20 protein-coding genes are annotated in these 24,571 nt (G+C 68.0%); 12 read left to right on the top strand and 8 right to left on the bottom strand.

The features are described from left to right. Positions 1 to 34: 34 nt before the first annotated feature. On the top strand, positions 35 to 781 hold the full coding sequence (locus tag E0L93_RS10880) for a 3-oxoacyl-ACP reductase family protein (protein WP_132691805.1): 747 nt from the start codon (positions 35 to 37) through the stop codon (positions 779 to 781). A 174-nt stretch (positions 782 to 955) separates the two neighbouring features. Next, a complete protein-coding gene (locus E0L93_RS10875; protein ID WP_132691803.1) occupies positions 956 to 1,741 on the top strand; it encodes a beta-ketoacyl-ACP reductase in 786 nt (261 codons plus the stop codon). Between the two features lie 29 nt (positions 1,742 to 1,770). On the opposite strand, the gene aceA is transcribed toward E0L93_RS10875, so the two are convergent. The 3 genes from aceA to E0L93_RS10860 all read right to left on the bottom strand — a co-directional run bounded on the left by aceA (position 1,771) and on the right by E0L93_RS10860 (position 5,088). Next, on the bottom strand, positions 1,771 to 3,060 hold the full coding sequence (gene aceA / locus E0L93_RS10870; protein ID WP_132691801.1) for an isocitrate lyase: 1,290 nt from the start codon (positions 3,058 to 3,060) through the stop codon (positions 1,771 to 1,773). A 130-nt stretch (positions 3,061 to 3,190) separates the two neighbouring features. Beyond that, positions 3,191 to 4,798: a malate synthase A gene (gene aceB / locus E0L93_RS10865; RefSeq protein WP_132691799.1), complete on the bottom strand. Its 1,608-nt coding sequence runs from the start codon at positions 4,796 to 4,798 to the stop codon at positions 3,191 to 3,193. A gap of 89 nt (positions 4,799 to 4,887) precedes the next feature. Further along, positions 4,888 to 5,088, bottom strand: a complete 201-nt coding sequence (locus E0L93_RS10860; protein ID WP_132691797.1) for a hypothetical protein — start codon at positions 5,086 to 5,088, stop codon at positions 4,888 to 4,890. Between the two features lie 122 nt (positions 5,089 to 5,210). Between E0L93_RS10860 and E0L93_RS10855 the strand changes: the two genes are divergently transcribed. Beyond that, positions 5,211 to 6,170, top strand: coding sequence for a LysR family transcriptional regulator (locus E0L93_RS10855; protein WP_132691795.1), 960 nt, complete (start codon positions 5,211 to 5,213; stop codon positions 6,168 to 6,170). Positions 6,171 to 6,173: 3 nt separating this feature from the next. Here the strand turns inward: E0L93_RS10855 and E0L93_RS10850 are convergent, their stop codons facing one another. Beyond that, the gene (locus E0L93_RS10850; RefSeq protein ID WP_132691793.1) at positions 6,174 to 6,683 is read right to left on the bottom strand and encodes an SPFH domain-containing protein; all 510 of its coding nucleotides are present in this window, start codon (positions 6,681 to 6,683) and stop codon (positions 6,174 to 6,176) included. 190 nt (positions 6,684 to 6,873) lie between these two features. On the opposite strand from E0L93_RS10850, the gene E0L93_RS10845 reads away from it, so the two are divergent. The 7 genes from E0L93_RS10845 to E0L93_RS10815 all read left to right on the top strand — a co-directional run bounded on the left by E0L93_RS10845 (position 6,874) and on the right by E0L93_RS10815 (position 16,678). Next, positions 6,874 to 7,620 carry a fatty acid desaturase CarF family protein gene (locus tag E0L93_RS10845; RefSeq protein ID WP_165874304.1) on the top strand — a complete coding sequence of 249 codons (747 nt, stop codon included), beginning with the start codon at positions 6,874 to 6,876 and terminating at the stop codon, positions 7,618 to 7,620. Further along, positions 7,598 to 8,476 (top strand): universal stress protein, encoded by an 879-nt coding sequence (locus E0L93_RS10840; RefSeq protein WP_132691789.1) that lies wholly within the window; start codon positions 7,598 to 7,600, stop codon positions 8,474 to 8,476. Before E0L93_RS10845 ends, E0L93_RS10840 begins: the two co-directional genes overlap by 23 nt. A 46-nt stretch (positions 8,477 to 8,522) precedes the next feature. After that, positions 8,523 to 11,237: a cation-translocating P-type ATPase gene (locus E0L93_RS10835; RefSeq protein ID WP_132691787.1), complete on the top strand. Its 2,715-nt coding sequence runs from the start codon at positions 8,523 to 8,525 to the stop codon at positions 11,235 to 11,237. Further along, a complete protein-coding gene (gene pfkA / locus E0L93_RS10830; RefSeq protein WP_207890442.1) occupies positions 11,234 to 12,214 on the top strand; it encodes a 6-phosphofructokinase in 981 nt (326 codons plus the stop codon). Before E0L93_RS10835 ends, pfkA begins: the two co-directional genes overlap by 4 nt. Positions 12,215 to 12,313: 99 nt before the next feature. Continuing rightward, entirely contained in the window at positions 12,314 to 13,909 is a 1,596-nt protein-coding gene (locus E0L93_RS10825; RefSeq protein WP_132691785.1) for a carboxyl transferase domain-containing protein, read from the top strand. Positions 13,910 to 13,922: 13 nt separating this feature from the next. After that, positions 13,923 to 14,708, top strand: a complete 786-nt coding sequence (locus tag E0L93_RS10820) for an enoyl-CoA hydratase-related protein (RefSeq protein WP_132691783.1) — start codon at positions 13,923 to 13,925, stop codon at positions 14,706 to 14,708. Then, positions 14,708 to 16,678 carry an acetyl-CoA carboxylase biotin carboxylase subunit gene (locus tag E0L93_RS10815; RefSeq protein ID WP_132691781.1) on the top strand — a complete coding sequence of 657 codons (1,971 nt, stop codon included), beginning with the start codon at positions 14,708 to 14,710 and terminating at the stop codon, positions 16,676 to 16,678. Before E0L93_RS10820 ends, E0L93_RS10815 begins: the two co-directional genes overlap by 1 nt. A gap of 39 nt (positions 16,679 to 16,717) precedes the next feature. On the opposite strand, the gene E0L93_RS10810 is transcribed toward E0L93_RS10815, so the two are convergent. The 4 genes from E0L93_RS10810 to E0L93_RS10795 form a co-directional block, all read right to left on the bottom strand. Then, complete coding sequence (locus tag E0L93_RS10810) at positions 16,718 to 17,557, bottom strand: ABC transporter permease (RefSeq protein WP_132691779.1); 840 nt, start codon at positions 17,555 to 17,557, stop codon at positions 16,718 to 16,720. Further along, on the bottom strand, positions 17,554 to 18,543 hold the full coding sequence (locus E0L93_RS10805; protein ID WP_132691777.1) for an ATP-binding cassette domain-containing protein: 990 nt from the start codon (positions 18,541 to 18,543) through the stop codon (positions 17,554 to 17,556). Before E0L93_RS10805 ends, E0L93_RS10810 begins: the two co-directional genes overlap by 4 nt. A gap of 202 nt (positions 18,544 to 18,745) precedes the next feature. Beyond that, positions 18,746 to 19,309 (bottom strand): cysteine dioxygenase family protein, encoded by a 564-nt coding sequence (locus E0L93_RS10800; RefSeq protein ID WP_132691775.1) that lies wholly within the window; start codon positions 19,307 to 19,309, stop codon positions 18,746 to 18,748. A 79-nt stretch (positions 19,310 to 19,388) separates the two neighbouring features. Next, positions 19,389 to 20,195 (bottom strand): helix-turn-helix domain-containing protein, encoded by an 807-nt coding sequence (locus E0L93_RS10795; RefSeq protein ID WP_132691773.1) that lies wholly within the window; start codon positions 20,193 to 20,195, stop codon positions 19,389 to 19,391. Between the two features lie 184 nt (positions 20,196 to 20,379). Here E0L93_RS10795 and mdh point away from each other — a divergent pair, with 184 nt between their 5' ends. Next, positions 20,380 to 21,309, top strand: coding sequence for a malate dehydrogenase (mdh, locus tag E0L93_RS10790; RefSeq protein ID WP_132691771.1), 930 nt, complete (start codon positions 20,380 to 20,382; stop codon positions 21,307 to 21,309). Between the two features lie 94 nt (positions 21,310 to 21,403). Beyond that, positions 21,404 to 24,556, top strand: a complete 3,153-nt coding sequence (mfd, locus tag E0L93_RS10785) for a transcription-repair coupling factor (protein ID WP_132691769.1) — start codon at positions 21,404 to 21,406, stop codon at positions 24,554 to 24,556. Positions 24,557 to 24,571: the final 15 nt, after the last annotated feature.

Here is a 24,571-nt window from a genome sequence, read left to right as displayed (position 1 = left end):
TAAGCCGGGGAAAACGTGTCGAAAGGAGGAGCCCGTGGCGAGACTCGAGGGCGCGGTAGCCGTGGTTACGGGTGCCGGAAGAGGCATAGGGCGGGCTATCGCGGAGGAACTGGGCGCCGGGGGCGCGAAGGTGGTCGTCAACTACTCCCGCAGCAAGGGGCCGGCCCAGGAAGTGGTCGAGAGCATCAAGAGCAACGGAGGGCAAAAAGCCGTGGCGATCCAGGCCGACGTGGCCGACGCCGAACAGGCCGCCCGCCTCATAGAGGATACCGTGAACGAGTTCGGCCGCATAGACGTGCTGGTCAACAACGCCGGTATCAACATAGACCGCACGATGAAGAAGCTCACCCCCGAAGAATGGGACAGGGTCGTGCAGGTGGACCTGAATAGCTGCTTCTACACCGTCAAAGCCGCCCTGCCGCACTTCATGGAGCAGCAGAGCGGTGCTATCGTCAACATAAGCTCGTTCGTCGGACAGGCCGGCAACCTCGGACAGGCGAACTATTCGGCCGCCAAGGCCGGTATCATCGGGTTCACCAAGACCGCCGCCATCGAGCTCGCCCGCTACAACGTCACCGTCAACGCCGTCTGCCCCGGCTTCATCGAGACCGATATGTTCTCCAGCGTCCCCGAAGAGGTGCAGGAGAAGATCCTCAAGCGCATCCCCCTGCGCCGCATCGGCAAACCCGAAGAGGTGGCCCGGGCCGTCCGCTACCTCGTCGTGGACGGCGACTACATCACCGGCCAGACCCTCAATATCAACGGCGGAATCTACATGTAAATAGTAAACCCCCGCCCTTAAAGACCCGCGGGAGAGATCTCTCCCGCGGGTCTTAAGCGCATGAACACCCCCGGAAACCGCTATCATGGTTTGGCATATATATAGTCATGGTATATTTATCTAGTTAGAAGATATGAGCAGATCTTGCAGGCTACTTCTCTAGAAGAGGGAGGCATGACGAGCAAGAACGGAGCGGGAAGGCTACATGGCCGGGTGGCTCTGGTGACTGGTGCTGGTCAGGGCATTGGGGCTGCCGAGGCTGTGAAGCTTGCTGAGGAGGGGGCGAAAGTCGCCGTGCTGGACATCACGGAGGAGGCTGCGCGCGGCACGGTGGAGAAGATTCGGGGGTTTGGTGGGGAGGCGATTGCGATCGGTTGCGACGTATCCGATGCCGGGCAGGTGGAGGCTGCTGTGCAGCGGGTCGTGGACCGTTTCGGGCGGCTGGACATTTTGGTCAACAACGCGGGCATCATCCGGGACAACCTGCTCTTCAAGATGAGTGAGGAGGACTGGGACCGGGTGATAGACGTACATCTGAAGGGGAGCTTTCTGTGTTCGCGAGCGGCTCAGAAGCACATGGTGGAGCGGAACTACGGCCGCATCATCATGACCTCTTCCATTGGGGCGCTCGGCAACCGGGGGCAGACCAACTACGCTTCGGCGAAGGCGGGGTTACAGGGCATGGCCCGCACGCTGGCGATTGAGCTCGGCAGGTTCGGCATCACGGTAAATACGGTGGCTCCGGGCTGGATCGAGACCGACATGGTCCGGCAGTCGGCGGAGAGGATGGGGATCACGCTGGAGGAGATGAAGGAGATCATCTCCAAGGAGATCCCGCTCGGCAGGATGGGCACCCCCGAGGACATCGCCAACGCCGTCGCCTTCCTCGTCTCCGACGAGGCGTCTTATATCAGCGGGCAGACGCTCTACGTCTCCGGAGGCCCCGCGGGGGTCATGTAGGGGAGGGGGCGGGTTACCGCCCCCTCTCGCTAGTCGTTGAACTGCGCCTCCTCGGTGGAGCCGGTGAGGGCGGTGGTTGAGGCCATGCCGCCTGCGACTACCTGCGCCACCTCGTCGAAGTAGCCGGCGCCGACTTCGCGCTGGTGCTTCGTAGCGGTGTAGCCGTACTTTTCGGCTGCGAACTCTGCCTGCTGCAGTTCGGAGTAGGCGGCCATGCCGCGCTCCCGGTACTTGCGCGCCAGCTCGAACATCGAGTAGTTGAGCGCGTGGAACCCGGCCAGCGTCACGAACTGGAACTTGTAGCCCAGCTCCCCGAGCTTCTCCTGGAAGTTCTCCATCTCTTCCTCGGAGAGGTGCTTCTTCCAGTTGAACGAGGGTGAGCAGTTATAGGCCAGCAGCTTGCCGGGGAACTTCTCATGGATGGCCTCGGCGAACTCCCGGGCCTCTCCGAGGTCCGGGGTGGAGGTCTCGCACCACACCACGTCGGCGTACGGGGCGTAGGAGAGGCCGCGGGCTATGGCCTGCTCGAGGCCCGCCTTCGTGCGGTAGAAGCCCTCCATGGTGCGCTCGCCGGTGAGGAAGGGCTCGTCGGCCGGATCGACGTCGGAGGTGATGAGGTTGGCGGCGTCGGCGTCGGTGCGGGCGATGAGGATCGTAGGAACGCCGCAGACATCCGCGGCGAGCCGGGCGGAGATCAGGTTCCGGATCGCCTGCGCGGTCGGGATGAGGACCTTGCCGCCCATGTGCCCGCACTTCTTCTCCGAAGCCAGCTGGTCCTCGAAGTGCACCCCCGCAGCCCCGGCCTCGATCATGGCCTTCATGATCTCAAACACGTTCAGCGCCCCACCGAAGCCGGCCTCAGCATCGGCCACGATGGGAGCGAACCAGTACCTGCCGTTCTCACCCTCGGCGTGCTCGATCTGATCCGCCCGCTGCAGCGCCTGATTTATGCGCCGCACCACGTGCGGCACGCTGTTGGCCGGATACAGGCTCTGGTCCGGGTACATGTGCCCCGCCAGATTGGCATCAGCCGCCACCTGCCAGCCGCTGAGGTAGATCGCCTCCAGCCCCGCCTTGACCTGCTGCACGGCCTGATTCCCCGTGAGCGCCCCAAGCGCCCGCACGAACGGCCGCTCCCGCATCAGCCACCACAGCCTCTCCGCACCCAGCCGGGCGAGCGTGTGCTCGATCACGACCGATCCCCTCAAACGCTCCACGTCCTCAGCGCTGTAGGGACGCTCAATCCCCTCCCACCGCTCAGAACGCCAGCTCTCGGCTATCCGCCGCACAGCATCCGCCTTCCCGTTCGTCGTACTCATCTCTCTCCTCCCATGCTTCCAGAATATATCTGCTGTATGCACTTACAATAGGAATCCGAAGCTGGGGAAGCGGGCCGCCGGGTTTTTTCGGGCCGCTTCCGCCTGGGGTCTTCTCTCTTTTGGCTCCTTTCTACTCCAGGTAGTCGTAGCCGGGGATGGTGAGGAACTCGACGAACTCATCCTGGGTGGAGAGTCTGTCGAAGAGTTCGGCGGCTTTACCGAATTCGTCTCTCTCGAACCGCTCCGGCCCGACTATATCGTTCTTGATCTTCTCCAGCTCCTCGGCCAGCACCCGGCGGAACAGGTCCACCGTGACTTCGGTGCCGTCTTCCAGGATGCCTTTGGGGTGGTGGATCCACTGCCACACCTGGGCGCGGGAGATCTCGGCCGTAGCCGTGTCCTCCATGAGGTTGAAGATGGGTACCGCGCCGCGGCCGGCCAGCCAGGCTCCGAGGTACTGCACGCCCACGCTCACGTTGTTGCGGAAGCCTTCCATCGTGATTGGGCCCTCCGGCGGTTCCAGCAGGTCTTCGGCGGTTACGTGGACGTCCTCGCGCTTCTTGTCTATCTGGTTGGGCTGTGGCATGTACTGGTCGAAGACCTCTTTGGCGGTCTGGACCATGCCGGGGTGAGCCACCCAGGTCCCGTCGTGGCCGTCTTTCGCCTCGCGCTCCTTGTCCGCGCGCACGGCGGCGAACGCCTTCTCGTTCTGCTCCGGGTCCCCCTTGACCGGGATCTGGGCCGCCATGCCGCCGATGGCGTGCGCGCCCCTTCTGTGGCACGTCTTGATGGTCAGCAGGGTGTAGGCCCGCATGAACGGGACCGTCATCGTTATCCGGGCCCGGTCGGGCAGGATTATGTCCGTGTTGCGGAACTTCTTGATGAAGCTGAAGATGTAGTCCCAGCGGCCGCAGTTGAGACCCGCCGCGTGCTCCCGGAGCTCGTAAAGGATCTCGTGCATCTCGAAGGTGGCCAGGATCGTCTCTATGAGTACGGTGGCCTTGATAGTTCCGCGCGGGATGCCGAGCTCGTCCTGAGCCATGTTGAACACGTCGTTCCAGAGGCGCGCCTCCAGGTGGCTCTCCATCTTGGGCAGGTAGTAGTACGGGCCCGAGCCCATCTCGATGAGCCTCCCGGCGTTGTGGAAGAAGCAGAGCCCGAAGTCGAAGAGGGGAGCGGGCACCTGCTCACCGTCCACCAGCATGTGCTTCTCGAAGAGATGCCAGCCCCGCGGACGTACGATGAGGGTGGATACCTCGTCGTTGAGCTCGTAGTGCCGCCCCGTCTCCGGATCGTCGTAGGTGATGGTGCGGTTCACCGCATCCCGGATGTTGTACTGGCTCTCCAGCATATTGCGCCAGGTGGGGCAGTTGGCGTCCTCCAGATCCGTCATGTAGGTGCTCGCCCCGGAGTTGAGCGCGTTGATGAGCATCTTGCGGTCCGGAGGACCCGTGATCTCGACCCGCCGGTCTTGCAGGTCGTCGGGCACGGGGGCTATGGTCCAATCCCCCTCACGGATCTCGCGCGTCTCCGGAAGGAAGTCCGGCTTTACGCCCGCGTCGAACTCCCGCTGACGCTCCTCACGCCTCCGGAGCAGCTCGTGCACCCGCGGAGTGAACTCCCGGGCCAGCTTCGCTACGAAGCCCGCCGCCTCGGGCGAAAGGATCTCCGCGTACTCCTCGTAGATGCCCGCCGGAAACTCAATGCCTGCTGGGAACTTGCGCTCGCGGTGGCTCATAAGACTTCCGACGCTCCCAGCGCCGAAGGTGCCGGGAGCGCCCCTCACTCCCTTCTAACAACTCGACTCTACAGCAGCTAAAAGGGATTCTAAGCCGAGTAATTCTCCTCGGGCAAGACCCTGCGCACGTAAGCCACGCTCGCCCCAGGACCACACTGCCACCTGTAGACCACCCGGCACTCCCCAACGTCCTCGACGAAGACGGACTGCCCTACCCGCGGCAGCGTCTCCTCAAAGCCGCGACCCAACTCCTCCTCCGTCTCAGAGTCCCTGTAGTGGATGGGAATCATCCGTCTCGCCTCCTTTCTCGAAATGCCCGCCTGCAACTGCCAGGGACTCTAACCCACACATTGATATAATTCCAATTGTTTGCTTAAATTATATTTATAGAAAAAGTTTATGGGGAGTGGATGTGCTTCTGAGGCAGATAGAGGGGTTTTTGGCGGTTGCCCGGCTGGGCAATCTGAGCCGGGCGGCGGAGGAGTTGTTTCTGACGCAGCCGACGCTCACGGCGCGCCTGAAGGCGCTGGAGCAGGAGCTGGGGGAGGAGCTCTTCGTGCGCACCGGGCGCGGGATGCGGCTGACGGATGCCGGGCGGGTCTTTCTGCCGTATGCGGAGCGGGCGGTGGCGTCGCTGCGGGAGGGGCGGGAGCGGATCGAGGCGCTGAGGGAGGCTCAGAGCGGCCGTCTTACGGTTGCGGCCTCGCCGGGGGTGAGCACGTATGCGCTGCCGCAGCTTCTGGAGAGCTTCGTTGAGGCGCACCCGGGGGTGGAGGTCTCGGTACGGACCGGGCACTCTGAGGAGGTGCTGGAGATGGTTTTGCGGGAGGAGGTGCAGCTCGGGCTCGGCCGGGCGATGCGTCATCCGGACATTCAGAGTCTTCCGCTCTACGAGGACGAGCTCGTGCTGGTCGTGAGCCCGGGCCACCCCTTCGCTGAGCGGGGTGAGGTGACGCTGGAGGAGGTAGGGCGGGAGCATTTGATCCTCTTCGACCGCACCTCCAGCTACTACGATCTCACCCGGGCCATGTTCCGGACCGCTGGCGTCTCCGCTCCCCGGGTCATGGAGCTGGATAACATAGAGGCGGCCAAGCGCATGGTCGAGCGGGGGCTGGGGGTATCCCTCCTGCCGCGCTCGTCGGTCGCCCGGATGTTGGAGAACGGGCGTCTTGCGCTCGTGCGGATAGAGGATGCCGAGCCGCCACGCCGTCCCATAGTAGTCTTTCTGCGCAAGGACGTACCGGTGGTGGGGGCCGTGGCCGCCTTCCTGGAGGTTGCCCGGAGTGCCAGCCCGCTCCCCGAGCGGGCCGAGCTGCCGCCGGCTCTCGCCGCCGAGTTCGAGAACCTGCAGCTTGTGGACTTCTTCACGTGAGGCTCACTCCGGCTTCTTCTGAATCTCGACGGTGTGGAGCGTCGCGGCCATCACTGCGACGCCGAACGGTCGGAGCGCTTCGCTGAGCATATCCTGCAGCTCGCCCTCCAGCACGTCCCGGCGCTCGAAGAAATCTTCGAGGTTCCGGCGGGCCGAGAGGCTCCGCAGGCCCCTTTCGCTCGCGTGGCGCACGGAGGTTCGCGCGTCCGCGACCGTGCTGACGCTCTTTATGGGATCGGCCACCCGGTAGCGTACACCGGTGCTCAAACAGAGCAGCCCGCCGTCGCGTGTGGGCAGGTTCTGCTCGCCGATGGCGAGCTCCTCCGGGGCCACGTGCACCCGGAACATCCGATCTACGGCCGGGATCAGGAACGTGAGACCCGGACCCCGGACCCCGCCTCGCAGCCGGCCCAGGCGGAAGACCACGCCCCGCTCGTGCTCGCCGAGAACTCGCACCCCGCCTGCCGCCAGTGCTGCGGCGAGCAAGGTCAGAACCACGAAGCCCCACTCCATGCGGCCTGCACCTCCTCGGGGAGACTCTCCCGGGGTCAGGGTATCCGCCGCCCGGTGCGTGTCAAGCCGCAGGCCGGAGTGGCGTTCCGCTGCTTCCGGCTATTGTTCTCATGCGCGGAGACTCGTGATCGGGAGCATGTCCAAAGACGTAGGATCGGGTAAATTGAAGTCTAGTGTTGGGAGGCAAAGTATGAGTCAGAGTTCGGTTTCGAAGAGCCGGTCCGGAACCTCTCCGGGGCACCGGGTATTGGAGTACCTGGGCATCGCGGCGTTCTTCCTGCTGGCGGCTCTGATCGGAGCGGAGATATACCGGGGTGTGCCTGGGACCGCTTACCTGCTGGCGCTGCCGCTGCTGGCGGTCGCGGCCTACCTGGTGGCGGATTTGCTCTCCGGGTTCGTGCACTTCCTGCTGGACAACTTCGGTTCTGCAAAGACGCCGGTCTTCGGTCCGAACTTCATCAAGCCCTTCCGCGACCACCACACGGATCCCACCGGGATCGTCCGTCACGACTTCGTGGACACCAACGGCAACAACAGCCTGGTGAGCGTCCCGTTCATGCTGGTAGTCTGGCTCGCCGTGCCGGTGAGCACCACCGTGTGGGGCTTTCTCTTCGGCACCTTCTTCCTCCTGCTGGCCGGGGCCGTGTTTTTGACCAACCAGTTCCACAAGTGGGCTCACATGGACGAGCCTCCGGCCTGGGTGGCCCGGCTCCAGGACTGGGGTGTGATCCTCTCCAAGCGGCACCACGACATCCATCACGAGAGCCCCTACGACACCTACTACTGCATCACCGTCGGGGTCTGGAACCCGCTGCTCGACCGGACCCGGTTCTTCGAGCGGGCCGAGCGGCTGCTGCGCCGTACTGTGCCCGGAACGGATCCCCGGCTCCGGGTCGAGAGAGAAGGGAGCCTCAATGAGCGAAGCACCCCTGGGTGAGATCCTGCTGTCCACCGATGGTTCTGAGGACGCGGCTCTGGCCGCCCGGGCGGCGGTGGACCTGTGTGGCCGGCTCGGGGCCGGGCTGCACGTCGTCCACGTCTGGCACGACATCCCCTCGCCGCACGCCCGCGGCTTCATCCGGCGTGAACTGGAGCGTCAGGGACGGGAGGTGCTAGAGGCGGAGGTCCGGCGCGTCGAGGAGCTGGGCGGGAAAGTGGCGGGAGCCCATCTCAGGGAGGGGCGTTCGGTTGAGACGGTGCTGAAGCTGGCCGAAGAGCTCCGGGCGGACCTCATAGTCGTGGGGAGCCGGGGGCTCGGCACGCTCAAACGCCTCGCTCTGGACAGCGTCTCGGAGGGCATAGCTCACCGGGCGGCTTGCCCGGTGCTGGTTCTGAGAGACGGCGAGGCGTGGCCGCCGCAGCGAGTAGTCGCCGGGGACGATGGCTCGCATGAGGCCCGGTCAGCCGTGGAGCTGGCGGCGCGTTTTGCGGAGACGTTCGGCGCGGAGCTGATCTTGGTGCGCTCTCACCCGGCACTTTCGCTGCCGGCGCGCTCGGACCGGGACCTGACGGAGCGACGGGAGGAGGAGCTTCTGCGGGATGCCGGGACCGCTCTTGAGGAGCGGTCGGCGGAGCTCTCGAAGGGCGGGAGGGAGCTGCGGATCCGGGTCAGGCCGTTCGTGGGCGATGCTGCGACGTCCATCATCCGGACCGCAGAAGAGGGGCCGGGCTGTGCCCTCATCGCCGTCGGCGCCCGTGGTCCGGGGACGATTGACCGCGGGCGCCTCGGCAGCGTTTCCACGAAGGTGCTGCGGGCGGCGCGCTGTCCGGTGCTCGTCGTGCCGGGAGGGTGAGCGTTTCAACACCGGTGAGCCCGGGGGAGGGGTAGACTCAGGGGTCATGGCTGACCTGCTGACGGAGAAGATCGAGGAGCATCCGGCCTCCCTTCCCGCCGAGCGGGTGCTGGAGGAGCTGGGGGTTTCCGCCGGACGGGGGCTCACCTCCGGGGAGGCCGCCCGCCGGCTGGAGAAATACGGGCCGAACGTGATCGAGAGCACCTCGCGCGAGGGGGTGCTCGAGATCCTCTGGCGCCAGATCAACAACCCCCTCATCTGGGTGCTGCTGGCCTCGGTGCTTCTGGCGCTGGTTCTGGGCGAGACCATCGATGCTCTGGTGATCCTGGCGGTCGTGGTGGCGAACACCCTGATCGGGTTCATGCAGGAGTACCGGGCCGGCAAGGAGATTGAGGCGCTCGCCAGCTACGTCCCGGACGAGACGCTGGTCTTAAGAGACGGCGGGCGCGAGATGGTGCCCGCCGCCGAGCTGGTCCCCGGAGACATATTGCTGCTGCAGGCCGGGGACCGGGTGCCGGCCGACGCGCGGCTGCTGGAGGTCCGCGGGCTTCAGGTGGACGAGGCGGCGCTCACCGGCGAGTCGGTCCCGGTCTCCAAGGACGTGGAGCCGGTGGCTGAGGATACGCCGGTCGCCGACCGGACGAGCATGGTGCACAACGGCTCGTTCGTGGCCGGCGGGACCGCCACGGCGGTAATCACCGCGACGGGCCGGGACACGGAGCTCGGCCGGGTCTCCGCCATGCTGGAGGAGGCCCAGGAGGTCGAGACGCCCCTGATAAAGCAGATAGCCGTGGTCGGGAAGTGGATCGCGGTCGCCATACTGGCCGTCGCCCTCCTGCTGCTCGTTCTGGGGCTGTTCCGGGGATTCCCGCTCGCCGACGCGGTGCTCGCAGCGGTGGCGCTCGCGGTCGCCGCCATACCCGAGGGGCTGCCGGCCGTCATCACGATAACCCTGGCCATCGGGGTCAGGAGCATGGCCGCCCGGCGGGCCGTGATCCGGTATTTGCCGGCCGCCGAGACGCTGGGCAGCTCGACCGTGATCTGCACGGACAAGACCGGTACGCTGACCCGGGGTGAGATGACCGTCCGGCAGCTCTGGGCGCCCGGGAGCGGAGAGACTTACGAGCTGAGCGGGGTGGGGTACGCTCCCGAGGGGGAGCTCTCCCGGAACGGGGAGAGGATTGAGGAGGTCCCCGAGCCTCTGCGCGAGCTGCTTTTGGCGGGGGTCGCCTGCAACGACTCCGAGCTGAGGCGGGAAGAGGACCGGTGGCGGATCACCGGAGACCCGACCGAGGGCGCTCTGCTCGTGGCGGCCCGGAAGGCAGGCCTTACGGCGGACGAGGTGCGCGAGCTCCGGCCCCGCCGGGACGCCATCCCGTTCGAGTCCGAGCGCCGGTACATGGCTACCCTGCACGGCCTGCCGGAGGGCGGGCAGATCGTGTACCTGAAGGGTGCTCCGGAGGTGGTGCTGGAGCGCTGCGAGCCGGATGCCGGCGAGGTTCTGGAGCGGGCCGAGAGCATGGCCGGCGAGGGGCTCCGCGTCCTGGCGCTCGCCGCCCGCAAGGTGCCGGGTGAGCTGGAGGAGCTGAGCGAGGAGGACGTAGAAGGAGGGTTCGAGCTGCTGGGGCTCGCGGGCATGATCGACCCTCCGCGGGAGGAGGCCATAGAGGCCATCGAGGCCTGCCACCGGGCCGGCATCACGGTGAAGATGATCACGGGCGACCACAAGGCCACCGCCGCGGCCATCGGGCGCCAGCTCGGGCTGCTGGAGGGAGACGGGCCGGTGCTCACGGGGAAGGAGCTGGACGAGCTCTCTGACGAGGAGCTTATACGGGAAGTCGAGCGGACGAACGTCTTCGCCCGCGTCGCTCCCGAGCACAAGCTGCGGATCCTCAAGGCCCTGCAGGCCCGGGGCGAGGTGGCGGCCATGACCGGCGACGGCGTCAACGACGCGCCGGCCCTCAAGCAGGCGGATATCGGGGTTGCGATGGGGATCACCGGCACCGACGTCTCAAAGGAGTCGGCCGACATGGTTCTCACCGACGACAACTTCGCTTCCATAGAGGCGGCGGTCGAGGAGGGCCGCCGCGTCTACGACAATTTGCGCAAGGCGCTCACCTTCCTGCTGCCCACCAACGTGGGGCAGGCGCTTATTATCCTGATCGGGGTGGCCTTCTTCCCGGTCGTCGGCGGGGAGGCGCTCCTGCCGATGCTGCCGACGCAGGTTCTGTGGGTCAATCTAGTGGTTGCGGTGGCGCTCGCTCTGCCGCTCGCCTTCGAGGTGCTGGAGCCGGACGCCATGCGCCGGCCGCCGCGCGACCCGGACGCCCCTATTCTGGATAGAATCCTGCTCCTCCGGACCGCCGTGGTGGGGCTGATCATGTCGCTGGTCGGGGTGGGGCTCTTCCTCTTCGAGTACGGCTTCCGGTCCGGCGGGATCGAGGCGGCCCAGACGATGGCCGTAACATCGATCATCTTCTACCAGATCTTCTACCTCATAGAGTGCCGCTCCCTGCGCGGCTCGGTCTTCGAGGTCGGGCTGTTTACCAACAAGTGGATCTTCGTTGGCATCGGAGCGCTGCTCCTGCTCCAGCTCGCCTTCGTCTACCTGCCGTTCATGAACTTCCTCTTCCACACCGCTCCGCTGGGGGCGGCGGAGTGGCTGCTTGCGGCGCTCTTCGGACTCGTCGTCCTGCCCGTCGTGGACCTGGAGAAGCGCTGGCGCCGCCGCGCGGAGAGCGGGCAGGCCGGTCCCCGGTGAGGATCGCGGTCCTGACCAGCGGGGGCGACGCGCCGGGGATGAACGGGGCCATCCGGGGCGTTACGCGCACGGCTCTGGAGCGCGGCTGGGAGGTCTGGGGCGTGGAGAACGGTTACGAGGGGCTCCTGGAAGACAGGAGGCGCCGGCTGGACGACCGCTCCGTAGGCGGCATCCTGCACCGGGGCGGGACGGTGCTCGGAACGGCCCGCTCTAAAGAGTTCGTGACGCCCGAAGGGCAGCGCCGGGCGGCGGAGAACCTCCTCGGAGCCGGGATCGGTGGCCTGGTCGTGATCGGGGGCGAGGGGAGCCTGGCCGGCGCGCAGCGGCTCTTCGAGCTCGGGATCGGTACCATCGGCATCCCCGCAACGATAGACAACGACGTGCCGCACACGGAGATGGCCGTCGGGGTGGACACGGCGCTCAACACGGCGCTGGAGTCCATAGACCGCATCAAGGACACCGCCAGCTCGCACCAGCGGGCGCACGTGGTGGAGGTCATGGGCCGCAACTGCGGCTACCTCGCGCTCATGAGCGCCATCGCGGGCGGAGCCGAGGCCGTGCTGGTGCCGGAGTTCGAGCCCGACCCGGAGGGCATCCTCGAGGCGCTGAGGCGCTCCTACGCCAGGGGCAAGCCGCACTTCATCGTCGTGGCGGCGGAGGGTGCCGCTCTCACGGCCGCGGAGCTGCACGAGTACATAAACCGCACGCCTGGGGCGTTCGAGTCCCGGCTCACGGTGCTGGGGCACGTGCAGCGCGGCGGGAGCCCGCTCGCCTACGACCGCATCCTCTCCGGCCGCATGGGGGCCGCCGCGGTCGAGGCGCTGGTCGGCGGAGAGACGGGGGTCATGATCGGGCTCCAGGGCCGCCGGATGGAGCGCATCCCCCTTCCGGAGGTAGCCGGCAAGATCCGTCCGCTGGATCCCGAGCTCTACGAGCTCGCGCAGGTGCTCGCCGGGCTCTCGGCGTCTGGGGCGTAGATGGTGGCGCGGACCGGACGGGGTGGCTACCATACCGGTGCGCGTGTTATCGGATCTTGAGACGGAGAAACACTTGATGGGGGCTGCCGGAGGCGAGCCATGAGCAAGATCCGCAGCTACGTGGACCCCAGGAGCGGGGAGTTTCGCTCCAACGCCGGGGCCTACGAGGAGCTGCTGGAGGAGCTGCGCGCCCGGACGAGGGAGGTCCGGCAGGGCGGCCCCGGGAAGGCCCGCGCGCGGCACCGGGAGCGGAACAAGCTGCTCGTGCGCGACCGCATAGAGCTGCTGCTGGACCCCGGCACGCCCTTCCTGGAGCTCTCGCCGCTCGCGGCCTACGGGCTGTACGGCGGCGAGGTCCCGGCGGCCGGGATGGTGACGGGCATCGGGCGGGTGGCCGGGCGGGAGTGCATGATCGTGGCCAACGACGCTACGGTCAAGGGCGGCACCTACTACCCGATGACCGTCAAGAAGCACCTGCGGGCGCAGGAGATCGCCGAGCAGAACCGCCTGCCGTGCATCTACCTCGTGGACTCCGGCGGGGCGTACCTGCCGCTGCAGGACGAGGTGTTTCCGGACCGGGACCACTTCGGACGCATCTTCTACAATCAGGCGCGGATGAGCGCGAAGGGGATCCCGCAGATCGCTGCGGTCATGGGGAGCTGCACCGCCGGAGGGGCCTACGTCCCGGCGATGAGCGACGAGGTGGTCATCGTCAAGGGGAACGGCACGATCTTCCTCGGCGGCCCGCCGCTGGTGAAGGCGGCGACCGGTGAGGAGGTCACGGCCGAGGAGCTGGGCGGGGCGGAGGTGCACACCAGGATCTCCGGTGTTGCCGACCATTACGCCGAAAACGACGAGCACGCGCTGGCCATCGTGCGCCAGATCGTCGAGAATCTGAACACCCGCAAGGAGTGGCCCTGGGAGATGGCGGAGCCCGAGGAGCCGCTGTACGACGCACGCGAGATCTACGGCATCATCCCCCGCGACCCGCGCAAGAGCTACGACGTGCGCGAGATCATAGCCCGCATCGTGGACGGCAGCCGGATGCACGAATTCAAGCCGCTCTACGGCGAGACGCTCGTCTGCGGCTTCGCCCGGATCATGGGCATCCCGGTGGGGATAATCGCCAACAACGGCATCCTCTTCTCCGAGAGCGCCCTCAAGGGCACGCACTTCATCGAGCTGTGCTCCTCGCGCAAGATCCCGCTCATCTTCCTGCAGAACATAACCGGGTTCATGGTCGGGAAAGAGTACGAGAACGGCGGCATCGCCAAGGACGGGGCGAAGATGGTCATGGCGGTCGCCAACGCGCGCGTGCCGCGCTTTACCGTGATCATCGGGGGGTCTTTCGGGGCCGGGAACTACGCTATGTGCGGCCGGGGCTACTCGCCGCGCCTTCTTTTTATGTGGCCGAACGCCAGGATCAGCGTCATGGGCGGCCAGCAGGCGGCGAACGTGCTCTTGCAGGTGCGGCTGGACCGGGGCGAGGAGATGAGCCCGGAGGAGCAGGAGGAGTTCAAGCGCCCGATCCTGGAGAAGTACGAGCGCGAGGGCAACCCGTACCACTCGACCGCCCGGCTCTGGGACGACGGGGTGATAGACCCGGCCGACACCCGGATGGTGCTGGCTCTGGGGCTCTCCGCCGCAGCCAACGCGCCCGTAGAAGACACGACCTACGGCGTGTTCCGGATGTAGAGAGGGAGGGTTGATGCCATACGAGAACCTGCGCTACGAGGTCGAAGGCGGGGTCGCCCGCCTCACGCTGAACCGGCCCGGGGTGCACAACGCGCTCAACAACGCCCTTATAGACGAGATCCGGCAGGCCATAGAAGAGGCCGGGCGGGACGGCGCCGTCCGCGCCGTCGTCATCTCCGGCGCGGGGCGCTCGCTCTGCGCCGGAGCGGACATAGACTGGCTCCGGCGCAGCATAGAGCTCTCCTACGAGGAGAACGTGGAGGACATGCAGAGGCTGGCGGGAATGCTGGTGGCGATGGACGAGTGCCCCAAGCCCATCGTCGCCCGGGCGCACGGCGCGGTGCTGGGCGGCGGCTGCGGGCTGGTTGCGGCCTCGGACATCGTGGTTGCGGCCGAGGGCGCGCGGTTCGGGTTCACCGAGGTGCGGCTCGGCATCACGCCCTCCACCATCGCTCCGGTCGCGGTGGCCAAGATCGGGGTTTCGGCCGCCGCCGCTTTGTTTCTGACCGGCGAGCGCTTCGGGGCCGAGAGGGCGCGGGAGATCGGGCTCGTGCACGAGGTGGTCCCCGAGGGCGAGCTGGACGCTGCGGTGCGGAAGAAGGTGGATGCCCTGCTTCAGGGCGGGCCCAACGCGCTCGCGGAGGCCAAGCGGCTGGTGCGCGCGCTGCGCGGCATAGATATCTCCGAAGAGACCTACACGATGGCCCGGCAGATGGCCCGGACCCGCACGAGCGAAGAGGGGCAGGAAGGGCTGCGGGCATTCCTGGAGAAGCGCCGGGCGAGCTGGATACGAGCCTGATGTTCTCCAGAATCCTCATCGCGAACCGGGGTGAGATCGCGGTCCGGATAATCCGCGCCTGCCGCGAGCTCGGGATAGCGGCCGTCGCGGTCTACTCGGAGGCCGATGCCGGGGCCCTGCACGTGCGGCTCGCGGACGAGTCCTACCTGCTCGGCCCCGCCGCACCCGCGGAGAGCTACCTGAACATCGAACGCATCCTGGACGCCGTCCGGGAGAGCGGCGCGGAGGCCGTGCACCCCGGCTACGGGTTTCTGGCCGAGAACGCGGACTTCGCCCGGGCGGTGGAGGAGGCGGGAGCCGTCTGGATCGGGCCTCCCCCGGAGGCTATGGAGCTCATGGGATCGAAGGTGGCGGCCAAGCGGCTGGCGGAGAAGGCGGACGTTCCCACCGTGCCCGGATATACCGGGGATGATACGAGCGTGGAGAAGCTGGCGGAGGAGGCCGGGCGCATCGGCTTTCCGGTGCTCATCAAGGCCAGCGCCGGCGGCGGCGGGCGGGGGATGCGCGCCGTCCGCGACCCCGGAGAGTTCCCGGACGCCGTGGAGAGCGCGCAGAGGGAGGCCCTCTCGGCCTTCGGCGACGGCCGGGTGTTCCTGGAGAAGCTGATAGAGCGGCCGCGCCACATCGAGGTGCAGGTTCTCGGCGACAACCACGGCAACGTGGTGCACCTGGGTGAGCGGGAGTGCTCCATCCAGCGTAGGCACCAGAAGATCATCGAGGAGTCTCCGTCTCCGGCCCTGACGCCAGAGGAGCGCGAGGAGCTCGGGGAGGCGGCCGTGCGGCTGGCCGAGGCCGCCGGCTACCGCAACGCCGGGACGGTGGAGTTCATGCTGGAGGGCCACCGCTTCTACTTCCTGGAGATGAACACCCGCCTGCAGGTGGAGCACCCGGTTACCGAGCTCGTCACGGGCCGGGATCTGGTGGAGCTGCAGATCCGGGTCGCTGCCGGGGAGCGGCTGCCGTTCGCGCAAGAGAGCGTGGAGCTTACGGGCAGCGCGATCGAGGCCCGCGTCTACGCCGAGGACCCGGAGACGTTCATGCCGACCGGCGGCCGGATCCTGCTCTTCCGGCCGCCCGAGGGGCCGGGCATCCGCAACGACGCCGGGGTGGAGTCCGGCGACGAGGTCCCGGTCAACTACGACCCCATGATCGGGAAGCTCATCGTCTACGCCCCGGACCGGCCGGCGGCCGTCTCAAGGATGCAAGAGGCGCTCAGGAGCTACGTGATCGAGGGGGTCGTGACCAACCTGCCCCTGCTCCGGCGCGTGGCCGGGCACCCCGCCTTCGCGGCCGGAGACACCTCGACCGATTTCCTGGAGACGCACGGGCTCGTCGGTCGTCCCGGGGAGGCTCCTGCAGAGGCGCTGCTCGCGGCGGCGGTCGAGGAGCTCTCCGGGAGCGGGAACCCGGCGCGCGATCCTTTCGAGCTGGGGATCTGGCGGGCCGGCGGAGCCGCTCGCATCCGCTACCTGGACGGCGGCCGGGAGCGGACGGTCGAAGCCGAACGGAACGGTGCCCGGCTCTGGCGGCTGCGGCTGGATGGCGAGGAGTATGAGGTCGGGCTTCTGGCCCGGACGGGCAACGAGCTGCACCTGAAGGCGAACGGCAGCCCGGTCGCGGCCCGGGTCGAGCGCGAAGGGAGCGAGGTGCGGGTCTCGTGCAGGGGGCGCGAGCACACGCTCGCCAGACCGCCCGCCTTGAACCTGGAGGATATGGAGTCAGGCTCCGGCGAGTCCGGACGTACCAGTCTGGAGGCTCCCATGCCCGGGATCGTGATCAAGGTCCTGGTCGAGGAAGGCGAAGAGGTGCGGGCGCAGCAGCCGCTCCTGGTGCTGGAGGCGATGAAGATGGAGCAGCCCATCGTGGCTCCCTACGCCGGGGTGGTCACCCGGCTTCCCTTCCGCGAAGGCTCCATGGTCTCCGGCGGCGCCGTGCTCGCCGAGCTGGAGGAGCTGACGCCTGAGGCATGAAGCCGCAGGGTTCGCGGAAGCAAACTTCCGCGAACCGCCTCAGCTCTGGTTGCGGTAGAGGTGCATGGTGAGAGGGGCGAATATGGCCACGAGCGCCGCGCAGCTCAGGAGCACCCAGCCTACCTGCCCGGCCGTCACGGTCCCGTGCATCAGGCCGCGCACGGCGGTCACCAGGTGGGTGATGGGGTTGGCGCCGACCGCCGCTTTCAGCCAGCCCGGCATGGTCTGCGGGTCCACGAAGATGTTGCTGGCGAAGGTGAGCGGGAAGAGCACCATCATGCTCACGCCCATGACCGAGTTCGGCGTCCGCAGGACGAGCCCGAGGGCGGTCCAGATCCAGGACAGGCTGAACGAGAAGACCAGGACGAGCAGCACCGCCAGCAACACGCCGGGCGGACCGCCCTCCGGCCGGAAGCCCAGGATGAGACCCAGCACGAGGACCATCGCCGAGGCCATCGTGTAGCGCGCGGCGTCGCCGAGCAGCGCGCCGACGAGGGGCGCCGGACGCCAGACCGGCAGCGACCGGAAGCGGTCGAAGACACCCCGAGAGATGTCGGTGTTCAGGGTAAACCCGGTGTAGATGGTGATGAACACGACCGTCTGGACCAGGATGCCCGGCAGGAGGAACCGCAGGTACTCGGACGTAGAGCCGGCTATGGCCCCGCCGAACAGGTAGGTGAACATGAGGGTGAACATGATCGGGAACGCCGTGACGTCGAAGAGCTGCTCGGGGACGTGCTTGATCTTCAAGAGCGCCCGCCACCCGAAGGTGAGCGAGGCGGAGAGCGCTCCCGGCCGCTTCGGACGGCCACCCGCCGCCAGCGCCGAGCGCAGCGTCTCTTCGCGGACCGTCTGTGTCGGGGTGGTCTCAGTGGTCATGCCGCGTCCTCCTCACCGGTAGCGGTTTCGTCTTCGCCGGCCGGGCGGCCGGTGAGAGCCAGGAACACCTCGTCCAGGCTCGGCCGGCCGAGGGAGAAGTCCGTTACCGCGACGCCACAGCGGGAGAGCTCCGCGAGCGCATTGGCCACGCGCTCCGGGTCAGAGACGCGGGCCGAGAGCGCGGCCGGGTCGGGCTCCCGGTGCACGGGAGCGCCGAGCGTCTGGGAGAGTATCCGCTCGGCTTCGGGCCGGTCCCCGGGGTCGCGCAGCCGCACGTGCAGGGCGCCGGAGCCGACCGAGGACTTGAGCTCGCCGGGGGTACCTTCGGCGATCACGCGCCCGTGGTCGATGACGGCGATCCGGTCGGCCAGCCGGTCGGCCTCTTCGAGGTACTGCGTGGTCAGGAGCACCGTCGTGCCCCCGGCGGCGAGGGTGCGGATGATCTCCCACACCTGGTTGCGGCTCCGCGGGTCGAGGCCGGTGGTCGGCTCGTCGAGGAAGATGAGGTCCGGCGTGACGACGATGCTCGCCGCGATATCCAGCCGGCGGCGCATGCCCCCGGAGTACTTCTTTACCTGCCGGCCGGCCGCCTCGGCCAGCCCGAAGGCTTCGAGCAGCTCTCCGGCCCGTACCCGGGCCGCCTTGCGCGAGTAGCCCAACAGGCGGGCGATCAGGATGAGGTTCTCCAGCCCGGTCAGGTCCTCGTCCACCGAGGCGAACTGGCCGGTGAGGCTCACCCTCCCTCGCACCGCGCCGGCCTCGCGCACGACGTCGTGCCCGAGCACCCGCGCCGTGCCGGAGTCGGGGCGGAGCAGGGTGGCGAGCATGCGGATCGTGGTGGTCTTGCCGGCTCCGTTGGGACCGAGGAAGCCGTAGATCTCACCCGGACGCACCCTCAGGTCCACACCGTCTACCGCGACGTTGTCCCCGAACCGGCGGACCAGACCCTCCGCGTGGACCGCCAGCCCGCCTGCTCTACCGCTCATCGCCCTCCTTCTTCGACACTCTCACGCCTCTCCGGCTGCGATGCAGGGCCTCTGACCGTCAGCGTTGCGGAGTGGATGTGCTCCATCACTTCCTCCCCTTTCTGCAGGTTTTCGCTTGCGGGTCAAGCGTACCCGGACCGCAGCGCCGGCACTTCTTCTATCTTGCTCTTTCGGCGCCCGGTGCGGTCCTTTGATCGGGACCTCAATCTCGCCGGTCGCAGACGTAGTCCCGGGAGGGGTCGTAGTCCCGCCCGTCCACCTCCCGCAACCTCGGCCCGTAGAGGTGCACGCTGACCGCCACCTCCTCGCCGGGGTTGCTAACCCGGTGGATCCCCCCATCCCCGGGCAGCACGGTCGAGGCTCCGTGCTCCGGTCCCCAATCGAGCCGCCAAGCGCGCTTCAGGCGGGCGTGGTCCGGGATAGAGCCGTCGTCGAGACGCTCGTAGCGCTCCTCGAGCACGGTGCCGGCGAGACAGCGGTAGGCTCCCCAGGAGGAGTGGTCGTGGACCCTGGTCCCCGTTCCCGGAGGCCAGACGAAGAGCTGCAGCGAGTAGGAGCCGTCCGGGTCGTCGTAGCGGCGGGCTACGTACCACTCCTCCTGCGCGCCCTGCGCCTCCCGGAGGAGCGGTAGGACCTCCTCTTCGATGAACGCCCGGTCTTCTGCCAGGCGGTTCAGGAAGCGGGCGGCCCGCGGTAGGGCTGTCTCTACGGGCAGCCCGGAGATCTTCTCCAACTCTGCCGCCTCCGGCTCGAGTAGTACCCTCATCTTGTCTCTCCTCTTCTTCGTTCCGGAGCAAGCGTAATCGGGGGTACGGCCGGAGACTTCTCTTATCTTGCTCTTTGCCTCAGCGGGCAGCGAGCCGTTCCAGGAGCAGCGCCGGCAGGGCGATGAGTACCGGCGGGTCGGTGCTTCGCGGGGGGCGTAGCTCTACCTCGATCCTTCCGGCGGCTCTGCCGCCCCGTACCTCGACTGTGGCCGGAGCGCGTCCCACGCGCAGGGCGTCGCCGGGGAACAGCAGCGAGGAGGGGCCTCCCGAGCAGGGGAGCGCGGCGGCCATGAGGTGGTAGCGGCCGTCGGGGACGGGGGCCAGCCGGTAATCTCCGGGAGCTTCCAGGATCTCCCCGGCCACGGGCCGGCCCTGCGGGAGGGCCGAGGGGAAGAGCCCGGCGAAGATCAAAGTCCCGGCGAGCCCGCAGCCGCGGACCCGGAAGGCGACGCCCGGCCCCGGCCGTTCCGGGGACATCCCCCGGGTCCTCCCGCCGGTGCGAGCCAGAGCCTCGTGCAGCTCCTCGGGCAGCCGCCGCATTCGGCCCGGTGTCAGGCCGACGAGCTCCCGGAAGCGGGTCGTGAACGTCCCGAGGCTCCCGTAGCCGACCTCGAAGCACACCTCGGCTACGCTCAAGTCCGTGCTCAAAAGCAGCTTCTTGGCCCGTTCCAGACGCACGGCCGTCAGAAACTCGCCGGGCGCCACACCGGTCACCTTCCTGAAGGTGCGCGCGAAGTGGTAGGGGCTGAGGTGGGCCATCTCGCCCATCGTCCTCAGCGAGAGGGCCCCCGCCTCGTTCCGGCGCATCGCCGCGATGACCCGCTCGACGGCCGGAGAGTGGAGTGCCAGATACTCCTCAGAAGAGCCCTTTTCCCCGTCTCGCATACCCGGATTCTAAGAGAAAGGACCGCCGCTCACACCGGCCTTCTCCGCCGGAGCGCCCGGGTGCGGTACCGGACGATGCAGCAGGAGGCCATCTATAGAGACATCTGGTCGCGGGTGGGATTCCTGGCCCGCTGGATGGGTATAATGCCCTGCGGTGCGAGAGAGCTACAACCGAGGAGGGTCGATGGGCCGCAGCAAGGTTACGGTGGTCGGTGCCGGCAACGTCGGGGGCACGACGGCGCAGCGGCTGGCGGAGCGCAACTACGCCGACGTGGTTCTCGTGGACATCGTGGAGGGGCTACCGCAGGGCAAGGCGCTAGACATCCTGCAGAGCGGTCCGGTCGAGGGGTTCGAGTCGAAGGTCATCGGTACCAACGGCTACGAGGAGACGGCGGACTCCGACGTGGTGGTCATCACGAGCGGCATGCCGCGCAAGCCGGGGATGAGCCGGGACGACCTCTTGAAGAACAACCAGGAGATCGTGCAGAGCGTCACCGAAGAGGTCGTGCGGTACTCTCCGGAGTGCATAATCATCGTGGTGGCCAACCCGCTGGACGCGATGTGCCACGTGGCGCTTGAGACCAGCGGCTTCCCGAAGGAGCGCGTGATCGGGATGGCGGGCATCCTGGACACCGCCCGCTACCGCACCTTCATCGCCGAGGAGCTGAACGTCTCGGTCAAGGACGTCTTCGCGCTCGTGCTCGGCGGCCACGGCGACACCATGGTCCCGCTTCCGAGCATGGCCACGGTGGGCGGCGTCTCCATCACCGAGCTGCTGCCGAAAGATAAGGTGGAGGCCATCGTGCAGCGCACCCGCGACGGCGGGGCCGAGATCGTCAAGCTTTTGCAGAAGGGGAGCGCGTTCTACGCGCCCTCGGCCGCCTCGGTGGAGATGGTGGACGCCATCGTTCTGGACCAGAAGCGCATCCTGCCCTGCGCCGCATATCTTGAGGGCGAGTACGGCATAGACGGGCTCTTCGTCGGCGTGCCGGTCAAGCTCGGGAGCGGGGGGATAGAGGAGATCATAGAGCTCGACCTCACCGAGGAGGAGCTGCAGGATCTCCACAAGAGCGCCGGAGCCGTGCGCGAGCTGGTAGAGGTGCTGCATTCGTAAGAACACCCGTCGTGCGGAAGGGGGAGCCGGCCGGCTCCCCTTCTCGTGCGGCGTTGCCGCTTGGAACCCGGCGCGGGAGCGGTAGAATTACCCGGTGCCCGAGACCCGGCTGAAGAACATCCAGGCTCCCCGGCGCCTCCGAGCATATCTGGCGGCGACCGCCGGGCGTCCGGTGCTGCTCGTTGCCTCTTCGGAGGAGGATGCCGCGCGCTACGCGCGCGACGCCCGCTGTTTTGTGGAGGGTGTCGTGCATTTGCCCTCGCGCGGGCCGGTGTACGGGGACGTGTTCGGTCCCGGTGCGCGGCGGGTAAGCGAGCGGCAGCGGGCGCTGCACGCGATGGGGGAGGCGCGCTTGATCGTCGCCGGGCCGGTGGCGTTGCGGGAGCGGACGCCGCTGCACGAGCCGCTGCTGCTGGAGCCGGATCTGCCGCTGGAGATGGACGAGGCGCTATCGCGGCTGGCGGCGCTCGGGTACGAGCGGGTAGACCGGGTAAGCCGCCCCGGGGAGTTTGCGGTGCGGGGCGGGATCGTGGACCTCTTCCCCGGCACCCGCCGGTCGCCGGTGCGTGTCGAGTGGTGGGGGGATGAGGTGGAGAGCGTGCGGGCCGTCTCCCTGGCAACCCAGCGGGTCGTGCGGGATTTGGAGGGCGTAAGCGCGTACGCGGTGAGGGAGGGGGACCTGCCGGTACTCGCGGCCCGCAGCGGGGAGGAGTGGCCGGAGGAGGTCGGCCGGGGCGTGCGTGTGCCGGGGCTGGACCGGCTGCTGCTGGGGCTGGACCCTATCTCGCCGCTGGAGCGGCTGCCGGAAGACGCCGAGGTCTGGGCCGAAGAGGAGCGCGAAGGGCTCGAAGAGGTGGACGGCTTCGTGCCGGAGCTCTACGAGCCGGAGCTTCCGGAGGACGTGGCGCTGCGGTTCGGCGGGAGCGGGGAGGGGGAGGTGATCTCCGCACCCCCTGCGGCGCACCTGAGCACCACGGTCCGGGAGGCCGGTCGCCGGCTGGACGCGATGGTGAGCGACGGACTGGCGGTGTTCGTGGCCTGCGGCTCTGCCGGAGAAGCCCGGCGCGCCGTCTACGCCTTCGAGCGGGCCGGGAGGAGGGTGCGGGAGGCGGAGCGTGTGGACGCGGGTCTGGGGCCGGGGATCTACGCCATCCCGCACGAGATAGAGGAGGGGTTCATCTACCCGGAGGGCGGCCTCGCGGTGGTGCGGCGGGATGCGCTCTTCGGGCGGCGCTCCGCGGAGCGCCGCCGTCCGGGCCGGGCGGTCGGGGCGTTCGCGGACCTCAAGCCCGGAGATCTCGTGGTGCACCTGGTGCACGGCATCGGGCGCTTCGAGGGGCTGGTCGCAAAAGAGGCTCTGGGGGCCGTCCGGGACTACATGCAGGTCACCTACCGGGGCGGGGACACGCTCTTCGTGCCCTACGAGCAGATGGATTTGCTGCACCGGTACGTCGGCGGGGGTACGGCCCGGCTGGACCGGCTCGGCGGCCAGACCTGGGAGCAGCTTACGGACCGGGTTCGCCGCCGGGTCAAAGCGCTGGCCGGGGATCTGTTACTGCTGCAGGTGGCTCGGGCCGGCGCGGAGGGGTACGCCTTCCCGGAGGACGGTGAGTGGGAACGGGAGCTGGAGGAGAGCTTCCCGTACCAGGAGACGCCGGACCAGGCCGCCGCCATAGAGGCCGTCAAGCGGGACATGCAGCGGCCGCGGCCTATGGACCGGCTGGTGTGCGGCGATGTGGGCTTCGGGAAGACCGAGGTCGCCGTGCGCGCGGCGTTCAAGGCGGCACTGGCGGGCAAGCAGGTGATGATGCTCGCCCCGACGACCATCCTGGTGCAGCAGCACCACCGGACCTTCCGGGAGCGGCTGGAGAGCTTCGCCGTGCGCGTGGAGAGCCTCTCGCGCTTCGACGGCCCCGCCGAGCGGGAGAGGATAATCCGGGACTTCCGGGCGGGAGAGGTGGACGTGCTCATCGGGACGCACGCGCTGCTGAACCCGGAGGTGCGCCCCAAAGACCTCGGGCTCGTGATCGTGGATGAGGAGCAGCGCTTCGGGGTGGCGCACAAGGAGCGCCTGAAGGAGATCAAGACTAGCGTGGACGTGCTGACGCTCACCGCCACCCCCATCCCGCGCACGATGCAGATGGGGCTCTCAGAGCTGCGGGATATCAGCATCATAGAGACGGCTCCGGCGGGGAGGCAGAGCATCCTCACGCACGTGGGGCCGTACGACGAGGAGCTGGTGCGGCGGGCTATCCTGCGCGAGATCGCAAGAGGCGGGCAAGTCTTCTTCGTCCACAACCGGGTGGAGAGCATAGATGCTGTCGCGGAGAGGCTGCGGGCGCTGGTGCCGGAGGCTAGCTTCGTGGTCGGGCACGGGCAGATGTCCGAGCGGGCGCTAGAGGACGTGATGCAGACCTTCCTGGACCGCCGGGCGGACGTGCTGGTCTCGACCACGATCGTGGAGAGCGGGCTGGACATCGCTACGGCCAACACCCTCATAGTGGACCGGGCAGACGCGATGGGGCTGGCGCAGCTCTACCAGCTGCGGGGCAGGATCGGGCGCTCGGACCGGCAGGCGTACGCCTATCTCTTCGCGCCGCTCGGAGCAACACCGGAGGCTCAGCGGCGGCTGGAGGCGCTGCTGGACTTCACCGAGCTCGGCAGCGGCTTCGCGGTGGCGATGCGCGACCTGGAGATCCGGGGCGCGGGGAACCTGCTGGGGGCGGAGCAGTCGGGGCACATCGCGGCGGTCGGCTTCGAGATGTACCTGCAGCTCTTGCGGGAAGCGGTGGCTCAGGCGAAGGGCGAGCCGGTCGAGCGGGAGGAGCGGAGGTCCGTGATCGTGGAGGTACCGCTCGACGCCTACCTGCCGCCGGACTACGTAAAGGACGAGGTGGAGCGGGTGAACCTGTACCGGCGGGCGTCGGAGGCCGACTCGCTCGCCGGGCTCGAAGATCTGGCCGAGGAGCTGGAGGAGCGCTTCGGGGAGCTGCCGGTGCCGGCGCAGAACCTGCTCGGGATCTCGCGCGTCAAGCTGCTTGCGCGCGAGCTGGGAGCGAACGCCGTGAGCTGCCGCTCCGGGGCGCTGAGCCTCACGGGCTACCGGGCGGGATCGGCGGAAGCGGCGAAGCTGCGGCGCGCGACCGGGGGCGTGGTGCAGAACCGCTCCGGGGGCGTGACCGTGCGCGGCTCGAAGCTGCGGGGTCTGGAGCTGGCGGAGACGGCCCTGCGAGCTCTCGTGCTATAATCCCCGCGACTTCTG

This window comes from Rubrobacter taiwanensis (assembly GCF_004337705.1).
GTDB classification, from domain to species: domain Bacteria; phylum Actinomycetota; class Rubrobacteria; order Rubrobacterales; family Rubrobacteraceae; genus Rubrobacter_C; species Rubrobacter_C taiwanensis.
This window is presented reverse-complemented; position numbering and strand designations above follow the sequence as displayed.